This is a genomic window from Providencia rustigianii, assembly GCF_900637755.1.
GTDB classification, from domain to species: Bacteria; Pseudomonadota; Gammaproteobacteria; order Enterobacterales; family Enterobacteriaceae; genus Providencia; species Providencia rustigianii.
Genome location: NZ_LR134396.1, coordinates 1,857,627 through 1,875,594, shown reverse-complemented (window position 1 = coordinate 1,875,594; position 17,968 = coordinate 1,857,627). Strand labels below are relative to the sequence as shown.

At 40.0% G+C, this 17,968-nt stretch carries 12 protein-coding genes; 5 read left to right on the top strand and 7 right to left on the bottom strand.

The genetic code is table 11. From position 1 onward, the window contains the following. Positions 1-209: 209 nt before the first annotated feature. Complete coding sequence (locus EL244_RS08665) at positions 210-1,220, bottom strand: NAD(P)H-quinone oxidoreductase (protein ID WP_172597512.1); 1,011 nt, start codon at positions 1,218-1,220, stop codon at positions 210-212. Positions 1,221-1,562: 342 nt separating this feature from the next. Here EL244_RS08665 and EL244_RS08660 point away from each other — a divergent pair, with 342 nt between their 5' ends. Together EL244_RS08660 and uspE are read left to right on the top strand one after the other, a co-directional pair. Further along, the gene (locus EL244_RS08660; protein WP_126436804.1) at positions 1,563-2,318 is read left to right on the top strand and encodes an FNR family transcription factor; all 756 of its coding nucleotides are present in this window, start codon (positions 1,563-1,565) and stop codon (positions 2,316-2,318) included. Between the two features lie 125 nt (positions 2,319-2,443). Beyond that, a complete protein-coding gene (gene uspE, locus EL244_RS08655) occupies positions 2,444-3,391 on the top strand; it encodes a universal stress protein UspE (protein WP_006813074.1) in 948 nt (315 codons plus the stop codon). Positions 3,392-3,561: 170 nt separating this feature from the next. Here the strand turns inward: uspE and pntB are convergent, their stop codons facing one another. Both pntB and pntA read right to left on the bottom strand, forming a co-directional pair. Then, entirely contained in the window at positions 3,562-4,950 is a 1,389-nt protein-coding gene (gene pntB / locus EL244_RS08650) for a Re/Si-specific NAD(P)(+) transhydrogenase subunit beta (RefSeq protein ID WP_126462781.1), read from the bottom strand. A 13-nt stretch (positions 4,951-4,963) separates the two neighbouring features. Continuing rightward, positions 4,964-6,493, bottom strand: coding sequence for a Re/Si-specific NAD(P)(+) transhydrogenase subunit alpha (pntA, locus tag EL244_RS08645; RefSeq protein ID WP_115164299.1), 1,530 nt, complete (start codon positions 6,491-6,493; stop codon positions 4,964-4,966). A 386-nt stretch (positions 6,494-6,879) separates the two neighbouring features. Between pntA and ydgH the strand changes: the two genes are divergently transcribed. Together ydgH and EL244_RS08635 are read left to right on the top strand one after the other, a co-directional pair. Continuing rightward, the gene (gene ydgH, locus EL244_RS08640; RefSeq protein WP_006813078.1) at positions 6,880-7,830 is read left to right on the top strand and encodes a DUF1471 family protein YdgH; all 951 of its coding nucleotides are present in this window, start codon (positions 6,880-6,882) and stop codon (positions 7,828-7,830) included. A gap of 310 nt (positions 7,831-8,140) precedes the next feature. Further along, positions 8,141-9,532: an amino acid permease gene (locus EL244_RS08635; protein WP_039854080.1), complete on the top strand. Its 1,392-nt coding sequence runs from the start codon at positions 8,141-8,143 to the stop codon at positions 9,530-9,532. Between the two features lie 304 nt (positions 9,533-9,836). Here EL244_RS08635 and hrpA read toward each other — a convergent pair whose 3' ends face one another. Then, entirely contained in the window at positions 9,837-13,736 is a 3,900-nt protein-coding gene (gene hrpA, locus EL244_RS08630) for an ATP-dependent RNA helicase HrpA (RefSeq protein WP_126460210.1), read from the bottom strand. A 215-nt stretch (positions 13,737-13,951) separates the two neighbouring features. On the opposite strand from hrpA, the gene EL244_RS08625 reads away from it, so the two are divergent. Further along, positions 13,952-14,551 (top strand): FMN-dependent NADH-azoreductase, encoded by a 600-nt coding sequence (locus tag EL244_RS08625; RefSeq protein ID WP_039854083.1) that lies wholly within the window; start codon positions 13,952-13,954, stop codon positions 14,549-14,551. 58 nt (positions 14,552-14,609) lie between these two features. Here the strand turns inward: EL244_RS08625 and EL244_RS08620 are convergent, their stop codons facing one another. Genes EL244_RS08620 through EL244_RS08610 form a run of 3 tightly spaced genes read right to left on the bottom strand, consistent with a single transcriptional unit; the run spans position 14,610 to position 17,803 of the window. After that, positions 14,610-14,939, bottom strand: coding sequence for a YdbL family probable chaperone protein (locus tag EL244_RS08620; protein WP_126460207.1), 330 nt, complete (start codon positions 14,937-14,939; stop codon positions 14,610-14,612). Beyond that, complete coding sequence (locus EL244_RS18305) at positions 14,936-15,148, bottom strand: YnbE family lipoprotein (protein ID WP_006813083.1); 213 nt, start codon at positions 15,146-15,148, stop codon at positions 14,936-14,938. The genes EL244_RS08620 and EL244_RS18305 overlap by 4 nt, the downstream gene beginning before the upstream one ends. 18 nt (positions 15,149-15,166) lie before the next feature. Continuing rightward, on the bottom strand, positions 15,167-17,803 hold the full coding sequence (locus EL244_RS08610; protein WP_126460204.1) for a YdbH family protein: 2,637 nt from the start codon (positions 17,801-17,803) through the stop codon (positions 15,167-15,169). Positions 17,804-17,968 lie beyond the last annotated feature (165 nt).

Here is a 17,968-nt window from a genome sequence, read left to right as displayed (position 1 = left end):
TAATCTATCTTCATTAAAATATTAACAAACACATCTCAATTTCGTTCGGATTTGTGGACAGGTACAAAAATTCAAAAATTAATTATCTGTAAAGAGATATTTACGCTAAAAAGACTTGATAATGTAAATTATTTGTTATAAATGAAAAATAATTTCATTCTCAATTGATTATATTAACAAATAGCTAATTCAAAAAAACAACCTTCTATTTAATTGTTTATCAAGATAATTTTACCGAAAAGATCACCTGATTCCATATGGTTATGAGCATCAACCACTTGTTCCAATCGATACACTTTGTTAATGATTGGTTTCATTTCACCTTTTTGTAACATTTCCCATACCTGCTGTTTTAGCTCCTGCGCAATATGAATTTTTTCATCAATACTACGAGAACGCATCGTCGACCCAGTATGTTGTAAGCGCTTAACCATCATCGGCATCATATTAAGGTTTGTTGGGTTACCTTTCATCATGCCAATTTGGATGATTCGACCAAATTTAGCCGCCACCATATAATTTTTAGAGACATAGTCTCCACCGATGATGTCAACGACGATATCCACACCATGAGAAGCAGTGAACTCAAGTGCGACAGAAACAAAATCCTGATTGCGATAGTTAATGACACAATCTGCACCTAAAGATTTAGCGACTGATACTTTCTCATCTGACCCCACCGTCGTAATCACGGTTGCTCCAAATGCTTTCGCTAACATGATCGCAACGCTACCAATCCCTGAAGTGCCGCCATGAATTAATACAGTTTCACCTTGCTTTAATTGACCAATTTGGAACATATTAGCCCAAACAGTAAAAAAGTTTTCAGGGATTGCAGCGCCCTCTTCAAAGGTTAAATTACCGAGAGGTAATGCAATATCTTGATGAACTAAACAATATTCTGCATAACCCCCTCCAGCAACTAATGCACATACACGGTCGCCAATCTGCCACTGTGTGACATCATCAGCCATTGCAACTACTGTTCCTGAAACTTCAAGGCCCATGATCGGTGAGGCATCTTCAGGTGGTGGGTAGGAGCCTTTACGCTGAAAGATATCAGGCCGATTCACTCCTGCAGCCTCAACTTTTACAATCATGTAACCAGCAGAGAGTTTTGGCAGTGGAATATTTATTAATTGCAGTTTATCCGCATCGCCTGGCTCTATAATATCTACGGCTGTCATTAGTGGGGGTAACGGTGAGAAAATGTTACTCATTATGTCCTCTTTTTATAGGTTAATAGGATAAAATGATATTTTTTTGTTTATTCTTGTGTTAATTTAATGCTAATAAACTGCTCAAAGAAAGTATTTACTCAATTGATGTTTTCGTGCGACTTTCTGAATATTAAATACCTTCATTTAATATATTCCAATTTTTAGAATTAATAATATCTTTTAGATTAGCATTTAATTCTAAGCTTATTTAGTTAGCAAATTTAGCTTCTTTTGCTTTTTTATTTAATAAGCCAATTCTGCCTTATATAGCACTTACCAGTCGTCATATCTTATGCTAAAATTGACTCATATCAATAATTTTAATCTGATTGAGCTTTTAATATGATCCCAGAAAAAAGAGTTGTTCGTCGTATCCAGTCTGGTGGTTGCGCAATTCATTGCCAGGACTGCAGCATTAGCCAACTTTGCATTCCTTTTACGCTGAATGAACATGAACTGGATCAACTAGACAATATTATCGAACGTAAAAAACCGATTCAAAAAGGCCAAGCCTTATTTAAAGCGGGTGATGAATTACGTTCTTTATATGCTATCCGATCAGGCACAATAAAAAGCTATACCATCACCGAAGAAGGTGATGAACAAATTACTGGCTTCCACTTAGCTGGTGACCTTGTTGGATTTGATGCAATTATCCATACTCAGCACCCAAGTTTTGCTCAAGCTTTAGAAACTTCAATGGTTTGCGAAATTCCATTTGAAACGCTAGATGATTTATCTGGCAAAATGCCTAACCTACGTCAGCAAATTATGCGTCTGATGAGCGGTGAAATTAAGGGAGATCAAGAAATGATCCTCTTATTGTCCAAGAAAAATGCGGAAGAACGTTTAGCTGCATTTATTCTTAACCTCTCACATCGCTTTGCAGAACGAGGCTTTTCACCAAGAGAGTTTCGATTGACCATGACGCGTGGTGATATCGGTAATTATCTTGGTTTAACCGTTGAAACTATCAGCCGTTTATTAGGTCGTTTCCAAAAAAGTGGCATGCTCAGCGTTAAAGGTAAATATATCACTATCGATGACATGACTAAACTAACTGATATCGCAGGAAAAGTTTCTTCAGTTACCTGCTAGCCTCTTCTAAACGGATCACAAACTTGGTGATCCGTTGTTATTTTTTCAGCACACATCTTGCCTATTTATCCCCAATAACATAGTTTAATGATATGGAACTATCCGTTTATTAAGAGGATATCTGTATGGCTGACTATAAAAATCTTTTAGTAGCAATCGACCCAAATCAGGATGATCAACCTGCATTAAGACGAGCTGTTTATATCGTGCAGCGTAATGGGGGACGGATAAAGGCGTTCTTACCTATCTATGACTTATCTTATGATATGACGACCCTACTTTCTCCTGAAGAACGTAATGCAATGCGCAAAGGCGTCATCAGTCAAAAAGCGGCATGGATAAAACAGCAAGCACACTTCTATATTGAAGCCGGAATTGAAATTGAAATTAAAGTCATTTGGCATAACAAGCCTTATGAAGCCATCATTCAGGAAGTCATCAGCGGTCAACATGATTTACTGTTGAAAATGGCACACCAAACTGACAATTTGGAATCCATTATTTTCACACCGTTAGATTGGCATTTGCTTAGAAAATGCCCATGTCCTGTGTGGATGGTAAAAGATAAAGTTTGGCCTGACCATGGCTCCGTGGTGGTTGCGGTTAATCTGTCGAATGAAGAATCTTACCATGATGACCTCAATATTAAGTTGGTCGAAAAAACGCAAGATTTAGCTCGACGCGTTATCAAGGATCAAGATATCCATTTAGTCAGTGCGTACCCTATCGCCCCCATGAATATTGCTATCGAACTACCGGATTTTGACCCGAGTTTGTACAATAACGCGTTACGTGGTCAGCATCTGATTGCCATGAAAAGCTTACGCCAAAAATTTGGTATTGATGAGAAATTTACCCATGTTCGTGAAGGTCTGCCGGAAAAAATCATTCCCGATATGTGCGAAGAGCTACATGCAGGCGTTGTCGTTCTGGGGATTTTAGGTCGTACAGGCCTATCAGCCGCTTTTCTAGGTAATACTGCAGAACATGTCGTTGATAAACTAAAATGTGATTTATTGGCGATAAAACCGGATGGTTTTGTTTGCCCAATTAATGCCTCTGAAAATGACTAATTAAAAAGATTAATTTATTAATCTGTAGAAGCTCATAAATCGACATATTTATGGGCTTTTTTATTTTCGCCTATTATTACTCGGAATCCGATTAATAATGATCATAATATTTCGATATAAAAACGCCCTGATTTCAGGGCGTTTATTCTAATCAAAACTTTTATTCACTATTACAATGCTTTTAAAATTGCATCAACACTGGCTTTTGCATCCCCAAATAACATTTGGGTATTTTCTTTAAAGAATAATGGGTTTTGTACACCCGCATATCCAGTATTCATCGAACGCTTAAAGACAATAACATTATTTGCTTTCCAAACTTCCAATACTGGCATTCCCGCAATTGGGCTATTTGGATCTTCCTGCGCCGCAGGGTTCACCGTGTCATTTGCACCAATAACTAGAACCGTATCCGTTTCAGCAAAATCATCATTAATCTCGTCCATTTCTAATACAATGTCGTAAGGGACTTTGGCTTCTGCTAATAATACGTTCATATGACCGGGTAAACGCCCTGCTACAGGGTGAATACCAAAACGTACTTTGATACCGCGTTCACGTAATTTCGCTGTGATATCGTGAACTGGGTATTGTGCTTGAGCCACTGCTAGTCCATACCCCGGAGTGATGATCACTGAAGTGGAATTTCTTAGCATTTCAGCCACATCTTCCGCCGTTGTTTCTCGGTATTCTCCCATTTCTTCTTCTGTGCCCGTTGAAGAACCATCGGTACCGAAGCCACCGGCGATCACACTGAAAAATGAGCGATTCATCGCTTTGCACATAATGTAAGAAAGAATTGCACCAGAAGAACCAACTAATGCCCCCGTTACGATTAATAAATCGTTGCTCAGCATAAAACCTGCCGCCGCAGCTGCCCAACCTGAATAAGAGTTCAGCATCGAAACAACGACTGGCATGTCAGCCCCACCGATAGAGGCAACCAAATGCCAACCGAAAGCTAATGCAATCACTGTCATGATAAGCATCAGGAAGACTTGCAGACCCACACTGTCAGTTTTAACAAAAATAACCAACAGAATGAATGAAACGACTAATGCAGCAAGGTTCAATTTATGGCGATTTGGCAACATCATCGGTTTTGATGACATTTTTCCAGATAATTTTCCATAAGCAACAATTGAGCCAGTAAAGGTTACCGCACCAATGAAAATACCTAAAAAGACTTCCGTTAGGTGAATATTTTCCATCACCGCATTGGCATGCCCTTCACTTGCAATAAAGCTGTTAAAGCCAACAAGTACCGCAGCAAGACCCACAAAGCTATGTAGAATCGCCACTAACTCTGGCATTTCAGTCATTTCAACTTTTTTCGCTAAGCGGATACCAATCACAGCACCAATAACCATTGCAGTAATCATCCAACCCACATTAGCGCTATGGGGTCCCATGATGGTAGCAATCAATGCAATCGCCATTCCGATAACGCCGTAAGTATTCCCACGTTGGGAGCTTTCATGGCGAGATAGTCCTGCAAGGCTAAAAATAAATAGGATAGCAGCAACAATATATGCCGCTGTCACAACTCCACTCGACAACATAAGTTACCCCTTATCCTTTACGAAACATTTTTAACATACGTTGGGTCACTGTGAACCCACCGAAAATATTGATACTGGCGATCAATATGGCAATAAAGGATAAGAAACTTACCCAACCACCACTGCCGATTTGCAATAATGCACCGACAACAATAATTCCCGAGATAGCATTAGTGACCGACATTAACGGCGTATGCAATGCATGAGTTACGTTCCATACCACGTAATAACCCACCACACAGGACAATGCAAAGACCGTAAAATGCGATAAAAACTCTGCAGGTGCGGAGTTAGCGAACCAACCAAATAGAATAATAGCTAACGCCATAAGACTAAATTTGGTCACCGGGGACATTTTTTTCTCTGGTGCTTTTACTTTTTCTACGGCTTTAGGTTTAACTTGTGGTTGCGCAGAAACTTTGATTGGAGGAGCTGGCCAGGTAATTTCTCCCTGCTTAATGACAGTGACACCTCGGATGACTAAATCATCAAAATCAATGTCAATTTCGCCATTTTTTTCTTTGCAGAGTAATTTCATCAAGTTAACAAGGTTTGTGCCATATAACTGTGATGATTGCGTTGGTAGGCGACTAGGTAAATCCGTATAACCAATGATTTTTACACCATTGTCAGTCACAACCAATTTGTCTGCTTGAGTTAATTCGCAGTTCCCCCCTGTTTGTGCAGCAAGGTCAACAATCACACTACCCGGCTTCATAGAGGCAACCATTTCTTTGGTGATCAGCTTTGGCGCTGGTCTACCCGGTATTAATGCAGTGGTGACGATAATATCGACATCTTTAGCTTGTGCTGCAAATAATTCCATTTCTGCTTTAATAAACGCTTCCGACATGACTTTAGCATAACCATCACCACTGCCAGCCTCTTCCTTGAAATCAAGTTCAAGGAATTCTGCGCCCATACTTTGCACTTGTTCTTTAACTTCTGGACGTGTATCAAAAGCACGAACGATCGCACCTAAACTTCCAGCTGCACCAATGGCCGCTAATCCAGCAACCCCAGCACCGATAATCATCACTTTGGCTGGTGGTACCTTTCCTGCCGCAGTAATTTGCCCCGTGAAAAAGCGACCAAATTCATGAGCTGCTTCAACAATGGCACGATAACCTGCAATATTTGCCATCGAGCTTAATGCATCCAAAGATTGCGCTCGAGAAATACGAGGAACTGCATCCATAGCCATGACATTAATATTACGTGCTTTCAAAGACTCCATTAAATCAGGATTTTGTGCCGGCCAAATAAAGCTGACTAAAGTCGCCCCTTCTTTTAATAATGAGATCTCATCGGCTTGCGGTGCATTTACTTTAAATACAATATCTGCGGCCAATGCCGTTTCACGATCAACAATTTCAGCGCCTACTTGCTCATACGCAGCATCGTCAAAACTTGCTAGATGTCCCGCCTGTTGTTCTACACACACAGAAAAACCCAATTTCAATAATTGAGTTACCGTAGAAGGTGTAGCAGCAACACGCGCTTCATTGGCAAGTCGTTCTCTTGGTATACCAATACGCATAATGTTCCCTTTTTAAAGCATGAAGTAATCTAGTATGTAAGTTAATTAGCAAAATATGACTATCTAGTTAAAAAGAAAAGTCTTATTTTGTCGTTAAACCGTTTTAAAATGTTCTAATAACCTACTGAAATTAACTTGATTGATCCATAATTGATCACGTTTCTAAGACAGTAAATGGAATTCACCGTGAAAATCTTAGTTTTAGGTCAATAAAACACTGGATACTTAAAAAAAACTGGTAAATTTGACTAGTCAACCAATATTTGTGTCCTCGCTAAATAAAATAATGCGACAACATAGACAGTTACGTGTAATAATCTCGCCTATGTGGTACAACTATTATTCAGCATGTTTATAATAAATTACGCAAGTCGGAAGGATTTTGTATGAAGCTGAAAACTACGGTCATCGCAGCCGCGGTGTTATCATTAACAAGTATAACTGCGACTCAAGCGGCTGTTGAATTGACGCCAAAACAGGCTAAAGAATTACAACCTTATGAGCGTATAACAGTCACCGGGCGTTTTAATGCTATCTATGAAGCATCCGATGCTGTTTCCCGTAGGGCTGATAAAATGGGGGCAAATGCCTTTTACATTCAAAGCCTTGATGATATCGGTGATAGTGGCAACATGCGTGTTGTTGCGGATGTGTATGCAAAAGATGCACCTAAGATTGAAGAATCAAAACGTCGAGTATTTGATGGCATAGAAGAGATGTCCAAAGCAGACGCTAAAATATATCAACCTTTTGATACCGTCACTGTCAGTGGTTTCTACCCGTCTCAACCAGATCTATATGAAGCATTAGCTAAAAAAGCAAAAGAGAAAGGCGCTGCGTCTTTCTACTTAGTGCGTAACGTTGCCATGAATGATGGTGGTAATACGCTAGCAACGGCTTATATCTATAAAAAAGACGCTCCTGTACGCCAAATTCAAAAAGAAGATGCAGTTGTTCCTGCTGACTCTGAAGCCGGGCGAGCAATGTTAGCGGAAGGTGGCGAAGCCGCTGATAAAGTATTAATTCCTGGTGTTGCCAGTTCAGATGAGCCAACCGAAGCGGTCGGTCGTTTCTTTGAGACATCATCTAGCCAACCTGGTCGCACTAGCGTGACATTGCCTAACGGTTATGTCATTGAAGAAGTGAACAAAACAGCAGCAGCAATGATGGTTCCTTTTGATTCCATCACGTTCTCTGGTTATTACACCAATACGCCAGAAGTTCGTTATCAAATAGCGAAACGTGCTGAAGCGAAAGGTGCTAAATATTATCATATTACGAGAGAATGGCAGTCTAATGGTGGCAGCGTAACCATTAGTGCGGATCTATTTAAGTAATAGTTGATAAGACTCTTCTAAAAGCCAGTTTGTGATACAAACTGGCTTTTTTGTACCCTCTATTTTAAGCAAACAATGCATTCTCCCCCGATCGTATCCACTTGTTTACCTTTAGTAACCAAAAGTGAATAAAACTTCTGCTTAAGTGCATATTTTTCCATTGCATCTGGTTCATTTCATTCGTAGAATCCACACACTAATTTAGTAGGCGATCTCACTGGATTTATCCTCAGTTATAGTGAATCTAGTTATGACAGTCTCTATCTTAACGTCATTTTAACTTTTGATTGCAGAACAACCAGGATATACATTGAAAAACACTCTAAGCCTTACCGCCCTAACCGCGCTAGTTCTCAGCTCAATGGTTGGTGCCGGTGTTTTTAGCCTTCCACAGAATATGGCTGAAGTGGCGAGTCCATTAGCATTAATCATTGGATGGTCCATCACAGGCGTCGGGATCCTATTCCTTGCATTTTCTCTTTTATTTCTTTCCAGAATACGTCCAGATCTTGATGGCGGAATATTCACTTATGCAAAAGTTGGATTTGGCGAGTTTATTGGCTTTTGTTCCGCCTGGGGCTACTGGCTGTGCGCCGTCGTTGCCAACGTATCTTACTTAGTCATTGTCTTTGCTGCGATTAGCTTCTTTACCGATACGCCAGATAACATTGTATTTGGTGATGGTAATACCTGGCAGGCTTTAATTGGGGAATCTATTTTACTGTGGGTCGTTCATTATTTGGTCTTACGTGGAGTACAAACTGCTGCGGGTATCAATAAACTTGCCACAATGGCAAAACTCATCCCCCTCGGTTTATTCATTGTTTTGGCTTTTCTTGCTTTCAAATTAGATATTTTTGATGCTGATTTTAGCGGCATAGAACTTGGTATTCCCGTCTGGCAACAAGTCAAAGATACCATGCTCATCACGTTGTGGGTTTTTATCGGTATTGAAGGTGCGGTGGTCGTTTCTGCCCGAGCTAGAAATCGCCGTGATGTGGGCCTTGCTACCATTTTTGCCGTTAGCTCTGCATTGATTATTTATATCTTAGTTACCCTACTTTCCTTGGGGATCATGCCTAGAGCTGATCTTGCTGAGATCAAAAACCCATCAATGGCAACCCTGATGGTGAGCTTGATTGGGTCTAGCGGCGATATCATTATTGCTGCGGGTTTGATTATCTCCGTTTGTGGCGCCTATTTGAGCTGGACAATTATGGCGGCAGAAGTACCATATATTGCCGCTCAATATCAATCATTCCCAAGAATTTTCAATAAACTCAACAAAAATGACGCGCCGTCATCCTCTTTATGGCTCACCAATGGTGCAGTGCAGTTGTCATTGGTTTTAATTTGGCTAAGTGGCAGCAACTACAATACATTGCTAACTATTGCCTCTGAAATGATTTTAGTTCCCTACTTTTTAGTCGGGGCATTCTTGGTTAAAGTAGCCTATAGTCGTCATAGTAAAGCATTACTTGCAGTCGGCTTAGTCGCTAGCATTTATGGTTTATGGCTATTATATGCTTCTGGTTTGATTAACTTGATGCTATCCGTTGTTTTGTATGCACCAGGCATCTTACTGTTTCTCTATGCTCGTTCCCAGCAAACATCTAAAGCCCCACTGAAACTCGCTGAGAAAATATTGATAATAGCTATCGCAGTCGCATCTGTTCCCGCTCTCTATTATCTCTTAACCTAGCTTTGAGTTTAAAAGGTACTAAGTTCTCATTTGGGCTTAGTACCCTCCTATATTTCAAATGCCCTTCACTCCGGACTCTATTTAGCTGTCTTTACTTCTAGTTATTTTTCTAAACTCCCATGCTTTACTGGTTAACTTGAGATCGTAAAATCAATTACGGTGTTGCAGGTATCTTTTGTTTGAAAAACAACAAGGATGTTGTAACTAAAATGCAGATATATGCCACAATAAATAAGTAAGCAATAATAAAAAACGCACCTACTTATTGAAAGTCTGTGCGTTTTAATAAAATTAAATCAATGACCTATAATTGCTGGCTCAAGCTTTCCATCGTCTGGATAATCCGTTTATCGGAGATTGGATATGGCGTCCCTAATTGCTGTGCAAATAGGCTCACCCGTAGCTCTTCAATCATCCAACGCACTTCTTGAACCTCGGGTAATTTTTTCTGTAGAGGAGTTAATTTGCCCATCCATTGCTGCCACATATTTTGCACATGCTCAACTTTACTCATTTGCGCACGGTCACGATTCGGATCAATGGCCAGTTTTTCTAAACGACGTTCAATACCATTCAAATAACGCAGGATATCTGGTAATCGTTTCCAGCCCTGCTCTGTCACAAAACCTTTAAATACTAACCCTGACATTTGTGCTTTTAGATCAGATAAGGCTAACGCCATCGAGAAATCAACACGACCTTTTAGACGCTTATTAATAGCAAACACCGATGTTAAAATTTGTTCAACTAGCTTCGCAATGTTAACCACGGCATCGTTGAGTTCAGCACGGGCATATTCCTTCAATGCTTCAAATTGCTCTTCATTCCAAACTGCACCACCATAGTTATCAATCAGTTGGTCGACACCACAAGCAATACAATCATCAATCAGCTCCAGCACTTTACCATACGGGTTAAAATAGAGACCTAATTTTGACTTATTAGGTAATTTTTCATGGAGATATTTAATTGGTGAAGGAATATTTAATAACAGTAATCTGCGCACTCCAGCCCACATGGCTTGTTGTTGCTCAAATTCAGTTTCAAAAACACGAATACCAACACTGTTTTTTTCATCCACCAACGCTGGATAAGCTTTCACCGAGTACCCACCTCGTTTCTGCTCATAGCGTTGGGGTAATTCACCAAAGCTCCAAATATGCAAACCGCTCTGTTCGATACCGTCATCAACCACTTCAGATAAGGTTTCTTGCACTTTTTCCTTGAGACTATCTTTTAGTGCATCAAGATCTTGCCCTTCAGCGATGGTTTTATTTTTATCGTTAACAACTCGATACGTCATTTTTAAATGCACAGGCAATTGATCTAGCTGCCAAGCTTCTCTTTCAACTGTCACACCTGTCATGCGACGCAATTCGCGTTCAAGCTTATCCAGCACACTGCCCTCTGGATTGGGTACTCGCTCTAGAAATGCTGAAGCATAGTTCGGTGCTGGAACAAAGTTACGGCGAATCGGTTTAGGTAATGATTTAATCAGTGCCACAATTAATTCATGACGTAACCCCGGAACTTGCCAGTCAAAACCAATATTTTGAACCTGATTTAAAATCGCTAATGGGATATGTACCGTGACACCGTCAGCATCAGTTCCCGGCTCAAATTGATAGCTTAAGCGGAATTTCAATTCACCTTGGTACCAATAATTAGGATAATCGAGTAATGACACATTTCCAGCATCCTCCTTAATGAGCATGTTTTTCTCAAAGTTAAGCAAGTCTGGTTGCTGTTTTGAGACATCTTTCCACCATTTATCAAAGTGACGAGATGAAATTACATCATTAGGAATTCGCTGGTCATAGAACGCAAATAACGTTTCGTCATCCACGAGAATATCGCGACGCCGCGATTTATGTTCTAAATCCTCAACTTCAGATAGTAACTTTAAATTCGCTTTAAAAAAGGCGTGGCGAGTATTCCAATCACCCTCAACTAGTGCATGGCGAATAAATAATTCACGACATAATAATGGATCAATCGATCCATAATTCACTTGGCGGGATGCAACAATAGGTAAGCCATACAATGTCACTTTTTCAGAAGCCGTTACCGCGCCTTCTGATTTTGACCAATGGGGTTCACTATAATGGTGCTTAACGAGATGCCCAGCAAGTGGTTCAATCCATTCAGGGTCGATCGCCGCCGCAATTCGCCCCCAAAGTTTCGAAGTTTCAACTAGCTCTGCAACCATTGTCCATTTTGGCGGTTTTTTAAATAATCCAGAACCTGGAAATATCGTAAAGCGAGCATTTCTTGCCCCAGTAAACTCATGTTTTTCCGCATCTTTTTGTCCAATATGCGATAGCAAACCGGCTAATAGAGAAACATGAATACTACGGAAGTCAGCCTCCACACTATTGATTGCAATACCTTGTTCTTTAACGACTTGTCTTAATTGAGTGTACAAGTCCTGCCACTCTCTAATTCGTAGATAGTTGAGAAAATCCTGACGGCACATTTTTCTAAACTGAGCATTGGACAATGCTTTTTGTTGTTCTTTTAGATAGTCCCATAGGTTTAAAAATGCCATGAAATCGGATTGCTTATCATGAAAACGACGATGCTTTTCATCAGCTGCTTGCTGCTTATCAAGCGGTCTTTCACGTGGGTCTTGGATCGACAATGCCGATACAATCACCATGGTTTCTCTCACCGCACCATATTTTCTGGCTTCAATCACCATACGTGCTAAACGTGGGTCTACGGGCAGTTGCGCCAATTGGCGTCCTACATCCGTTAAACGATAACCTTTATCAGCCTCTTTATGTGGCTGAATTCCCCCTAACTCTTCCAGCAGTTTGACACCATCTTGGATATTACGTTTATCCGGTGCCTCTACGAATGGAAAAGCAGCAATATCGCCAAGACCGATCGAAGTCATCTGTAAAATGACCGATGCTAGGTTAGTTCTTAAAATTTCAGGATCGGTAAATTCAGGACGAGAAAGAAAATCCTCTTCAGAATACAATCGGATACAGATACCATCAGAAACACGTCCACAACGCCCCTTACGTTGATTCGCTGAGGCTTGAGAAATAGCCTCAACGGGTAAGCGCTGTACTTTAGTACGATAGCTATAGCGGCTAATTCGAGCATAACCGGTATCAATCACATATTTGATACCCGGAACTGTTAATGAGGTTTCCGCAACGTTAGTTGCCAAAATTATGCGGCGCCCACCATGAGGATGGAAAATTCGATTTTGTTCGCTGTTAGACAGTCGCGCAAATAATGGGAGTATTTCCGTGTGACGTAATTGCAACTTAGTTAGTGCATCAGCGGTATCGCGGATCTCTCGCTCTCCGCTCATAAATATCAAAATATCGCCAGGGCTTTCTCGACCTAGCTCATTCACAGCATCGACAATGCCATCAATTTGATCCCGCTCACTGTCATTGTCATCCCCCATAATTGGGCGATAACGGACCTCCACAGGATAAGTACGCCCTGAAACCTCAACAATTGGCGCATGGCCAAAATGACGAGAAAAACGCTCAGGATCAATCGTCGCAGAAGTAATAATCACTTTAAGATCAGGACGTTTAGGTAATAATTGACGTAAATATCCCAATATAAAATCGATATTTAGGCTACGTTCATGGGCTTCATCGATGATAATTGTATCGTATTGCAGGAGTAATTTATCATTCTGTAATTCAGCGAGTAAAATACCATCGGTCATCAACTTAACTTGAGTTGTTTCACCAACTTGGTCACTAAAACGAACTTTATAACCTACATTAGTACCCAGCTCGCACTCTAGCTCTTGAGCTAATCGTGTGGCAACTGAACGAGCAGCGAGTCGTCTTGGTTGAGTATGCCCAATAAAGCCTTTAATTCCTCGGCCTAATTCAAGACAAATTTTAGGTATCTGAGTCGTTTTACCTGAGCCAGTTTCACCTGCAATAATCACCACTTGATGATGCTGTATTGCTTCTAGAATGACTTGTTTTTTCTGGCTAACGGGCAAATTATCGGGATAAATAATTTTGGGGACATTAAGGCGTTTTTTTTCAACTTTTTGCTTAGCCTTTTCAATATCCCCTTTAATGACTTCAATAACCGCCATACGCGATTTTTGATCTTGTATTTTAGCAATTCCATGGACTCTTTTTTTGAGCAACCATTGGTCACGTATTGAAGTTTTTTCAATTTCAGTATTGAGTGTCAATAGAATGGGATCCATTCTCTAATCCTTATATTTCAATTCATTACATCATCAGCGAGTTAAACTCCCCCTACGCTGACTAAAGATAATATTTAGTTTTATTTTAGTTATTTCATGAAAATACCATCAATTTTTTTGAACCTAGTCTTCTAAAAATCTTCCTATCAATCTACCCTATGTCGAGTATCATTATCATTAATAGGTAGAGAGTTACACCGATTTCGAGGGAAACAATGAGTAACGTATTATTATTAAAATCCAGCATTTTGGCAGACTATTCACACAGTAACAAAATGGCTGATTATTTTATTCAGCAATGGAAAGCAAAAAATCCGGCTGATGAGATTACTGTTCGAGATTTAGTTAATGACCCCGTCCCAGCCATTGATCGCGAAATCTTAGCAGCTTTTGCACCGAGTGACACTAAAACTGCTGAACAACAAGCACATTTGGAACTGTCGAATCAATTAATTGCTGAACTTAAGCAAAGCGATGTCGTTGTAATTGCCGCGCCAATGTACAATTTTACGATCCCATCTCAACTGAAACATTATTTTGATTTTATTGCTCGCTCTGGGCAAACATTTAAATATACAGAACAAGGTGCTGTCGGGCTATTAAAGGGTAAGCGTGCATATATTTTGACGAGTCGTGGTGGTATTTATAGAGATACTCCAACCGATATTATCGTGCCTTATTTAACACTGTTTTTAAATTTTATTGGGATTACTGATATTGAATTTATTTTTGCTGAAGGAACTGCATTAGGCCCGGAATCAGCGGAAACTGCTCAGTTACAAGCTAAATCTCATATTGATGCTCTGATTGCATAACAAAACGCCTTGTTAGATTTAGTCTGTTACCTATCTGCGCACAATTATGTGCGCATTTTTATTTTTTCTTTACCCACTGCCCATTAATGCCTCGTACATATTCTCCCTTGTCTGCACGATCCACCAGCTTTTGCCCTGCAAGTTTCGCAACATCGTTGGTTTTTAAGTTATTCTTTCTTGCGATTTCATCGTATTTTGCTTTTCTTTCTGCGTTGATTTGTTCAATCAATACCTTCGCCTCTGGGTTATTGGGATCGACAATGGCTAAATATCCCGAGAATGTTTCTCCAATTAATCCTTGGTTTTTACCTTCGTCCACGGTCAGAGCAAATGCAGAAAATATGCTAAAGGCCGAGAATAATATAATCACTTTAATCAAATTCATCATTTGCTGTGAACCTCACCAAATAAGTCACTATTTTCTTTCAGCAGTTCCTCGACTTGTCGGTCCGCTTTGATCTGAATTTCATGTTCAATCTTAACATTCATATTGATATTAATAGGTTTATCTGGTGTTGCAACTTCTACCCGTAAACAAGCTGTCAACCCTGCAACCATTGCCATCACTGTTACTAATTTTAATGTTTTCACGTTCATCCTTTCTTTATTACAGAATCACAGATTTTTTTCCAACCACTCTTCTAAGCCACTACCAAAGCGTAAGCTACGCCATAATTGAAAAACATTTTCTTCATGGTGGTAATTTAAGTGAACTTCACGTTTCTTCGCCTCACGGGCGTTATATCCTTCAAGAATAGTCGACATTGTTAATAGCCCCAAGTTGGTTAAATTAACATCAGTGCGACTTTTTTCTATTTCTAAATATTGCAACCAACCAATCGCTGAACCCGCAGAGATATTATCTTTAGCGATAGACTCAACAAAATCTGTTTCTAAACGCAGTGTTAGTGGGCCACTATTTTCCAACCAGCCACCCCGAACAATCCATTCAGGGTTGTTCAAATAAAAAGGCAATTGTCCATTAACTCGACCGGAAACTGCAAACTGAGAAACTTTAAGCTTGGTAAATAATTCGCTGAGTTCCACGTCATGAACACTAATGGTAGCGGGTTTGTTTTGAGGCCAACGTAATAAATCTAAATTAACCTCTCCCCCCAGCATTTTAAAACCCACATTACTTAACTGTATTGGCGTTATTTCAGTAGGTGGATAGGTTCCGGATAAATCAGCTTTAATATCTGTAAACTCAAACAAGTTAGAAACATGTTTAATCCGTAATTCAACCGGAGATTTTTCACCCAGCGTCCAAGTGCTATTGTGCAATTTCCATGGGAGGACAAAATCTAATCCATTTAACTCACCATCTTTTAACCAGAGACTGGTATTCGCAACACGCCAGTGTCCGCCTGCAATAAATCCACTCTCAGGAGCTATAGAAAATGCAGCCTGAGAGAATAGCTTTCCTTGCCGTAATTCTATTCCAAGATCTTTAGGAATTAATGTCTGAAATGCAGTGACCGATTGCTCAGGCCAACGCGCTTCCCCTCTTAGACGCTCGCCATCCCAACGCCCAAATATTACGATAGGCCCAACTTGTTGAGTACTTAAATACCCTTTTAATTGAAAACTTGCAGGAGATTGACCTGTTAGGTCAGCATTGACCGTTGTTTTCGGTAAATAACTGTCTACGCCAAATTGCATTTTGTCGCTGGTTAATTGTAATGAACCGTGGAAATTAGCTTTACTTTCATCCCGCTGCCAAATTAGAGGTTGTGTAAGAATTAAACGTGGCGAGCTCATCGAAAGTAAGCCGTATTTGATTTGGTCAAATCCCGTTGTTAGGCTATTTAGCGTTAGTTGTGTATCTTGCCAGCTTCCATTTCCTTTGATATCCCAACGAGCAGCCAATGTCGGTAATTGCGCATTTCCCCAATAATTCCAAAACCACTTTCCTTTATCAATATTGAATCTATTTGCCGTTCCATCTAAATGAACGACAAAATTCCCCCAATACTGTTCTTTCACTTTCACAATGGCCTGTAAACGCCCTGAAATTCCCTCGGCACTCAAACGAGTGCCCGCTAGCGGTAAACGTATTTCATTGAGTAAAATTGTCGGTGTAACTTGTCCATAGGCTCTCATTAAAGAACCGGGCAAAAATGCAACCGTCGGAGAAACTATCTGACCTGTAATTTTTGCAGGTAAATTAATGTCCAGCACCATGTCATCATATTTAACTTGTCCATATAGCCTGAAGTTAATATCCGCATTGAGTAAATTAATATGGCTAGGCTCAACCGTTAGTACAACGTTTGCTTTACCTTTTTTAGCGTCCGTCAGCATATTTAATCGACCCGAAACCTTCATTTCATTGATAGTTTGATTCCAGTGGTCAATTTGAAATGCAATGCCGCCATGCAACGGAATTTCCGCATCCTGCCAGTTCCATCGTCCATCTGAAACGATCAATTGAGAAGCCGATATTTGCCAAGGTAGGTAAAATAGCTCTCGCTGAAACTCCACATCGGTGACTGAGAGTAAACCTTGGTCGCGTTGCCAATGAAGTTTGGCTTCTAAACGTTTACCCAGCTCCACCAATTTAAAATGTGCAGTAATATCTCCCGTTTCAGGCATTTGCTCGCTGGTTAGAGGTAACGCTAGTTGAGCTGTTAATTCAATGCGCTGAGGTTCAATATTCGATACTTTAGTTGGGTTAAGCGGATCGTTCGGGAGTGTATCTTGAGGCAAATTTATAAAAAACTCATTGATCAAGAGTTGTCCCGACGGTGTAATTAATGAGGATAAGGATATATTTTTTCCTCGATAATCTAGCGCTAATTTAGCGTCATCTGTACGACGCAACCAAAGACTACCTTGGTATTTTTCCCATGACTGTAAATTAATACTCTCTATTACCAGTGAAAACTTTGGGATTGAATTCAATAGGTCAGAAATATTGGTGGGTTCTGTTGATGAATTATCATCGGTTTTGATTTTATCCATGCACTCTGCTGCAAGGTTTAAACCATCAATATTTATACGTAGTGGAAAAAATGAAATACGAGTGTTGTCCAAATTGGCGATAGAACAATTGTCTACCGTTATTCTTATCTGCGGGAATTGTATTTGCCTCCCCACTAACTGAGGATCAGAAAGTGACAGCGTCACGGGATGCGGTAAAAAGTGATTTGCGACAATGGGTACCCAGCGAGAAAACGTGGTCCACAGTAAGACTAAGAGCGCAAAGCTAACTCCAAGTAAACAGAGTAGTATTTTAAGAGCCCTGATCATTAACTGCGTCCTTGTTTAAACATATACTTCACTCGTATGTTAATACTTCTTATGGCTTGGCTACTTTTAACTCAATAATAGTATTGCATTGTTAAACATAAAGCATAAACGAAAATCGAAAGTAAACAGATAGATATTTTCTGAATTTATAGATGATTTACACTA

Bases quoted from the DNA above. Each gene is read 5' to 3' on its own strand.
- EL244_RS08665 (WP_172597512.1), bottom strand. From the start codon at position 1,220: ATGAGTAACATTTTCTCACCGTTACCCCCACTAATGACAGCCGTAGAT.
- EL244_RS08660 (WP_126436804.1), top strand. From the start codon at position 1,563: ATGATCCCAGAAAAAAGAGTTGTTCGTCGTATCCAGTCTGGTGGTTGC.
- uspE (WP_006813074.1), top strand. From the start codon at position 2,444: ATGGCTGACTATAAAAATCTTTTAGTAGCAATCGACCCAAATCAGGAT.
- pntA (WP_115164299.1), bottom strand. From the start codon at position 6,493: ATGCGTATTGGTATACCAAGAGAACGACTTGCCAATGAAGCGCGTGTT.
- ydgH (WP_006813078.1), top strand. From the start codon at position 6,880: ATGAAGCTGAAAACTACGGTCATCGCAGCCGCGGTGTTATCATTAACA.
- hrpA (WP_126460210.1), bottom strand. From the start codon at position 13,736: ATGGATCCCATTCTATTGACACTCAATACTGAAATTGAAAAAACTTCA.
- EL244_RS08625 (WP_039854083.1), top strand. From the start codon at position 13,952: ATGAGTAACGTATTATTATTAAAATCCAGCATTTTGGCAGACTATTCA.
- EL244_RS08620 (WP_126460207.1), bottom strand. From the start codon at position 14,939: ATGATGAATTTGATTAAAGTGATTATATTATTCTCGGCCTTTAGCATA.
- EL244_RS18305 (WP_006813083.1), bottom strand. From the start codon at position 15,148: ATGAACGTGAAAACATTAAAATTAGTAACAGTGATGGCAATGGTTGCA.
- EL244_RS08610 (WP_126460204.1), bottom strand. From the start codon at position 17,803: ATGATCAGGGCTCTTAAAATACTACTCTGTTTACTTGGAGTTAGCTTT.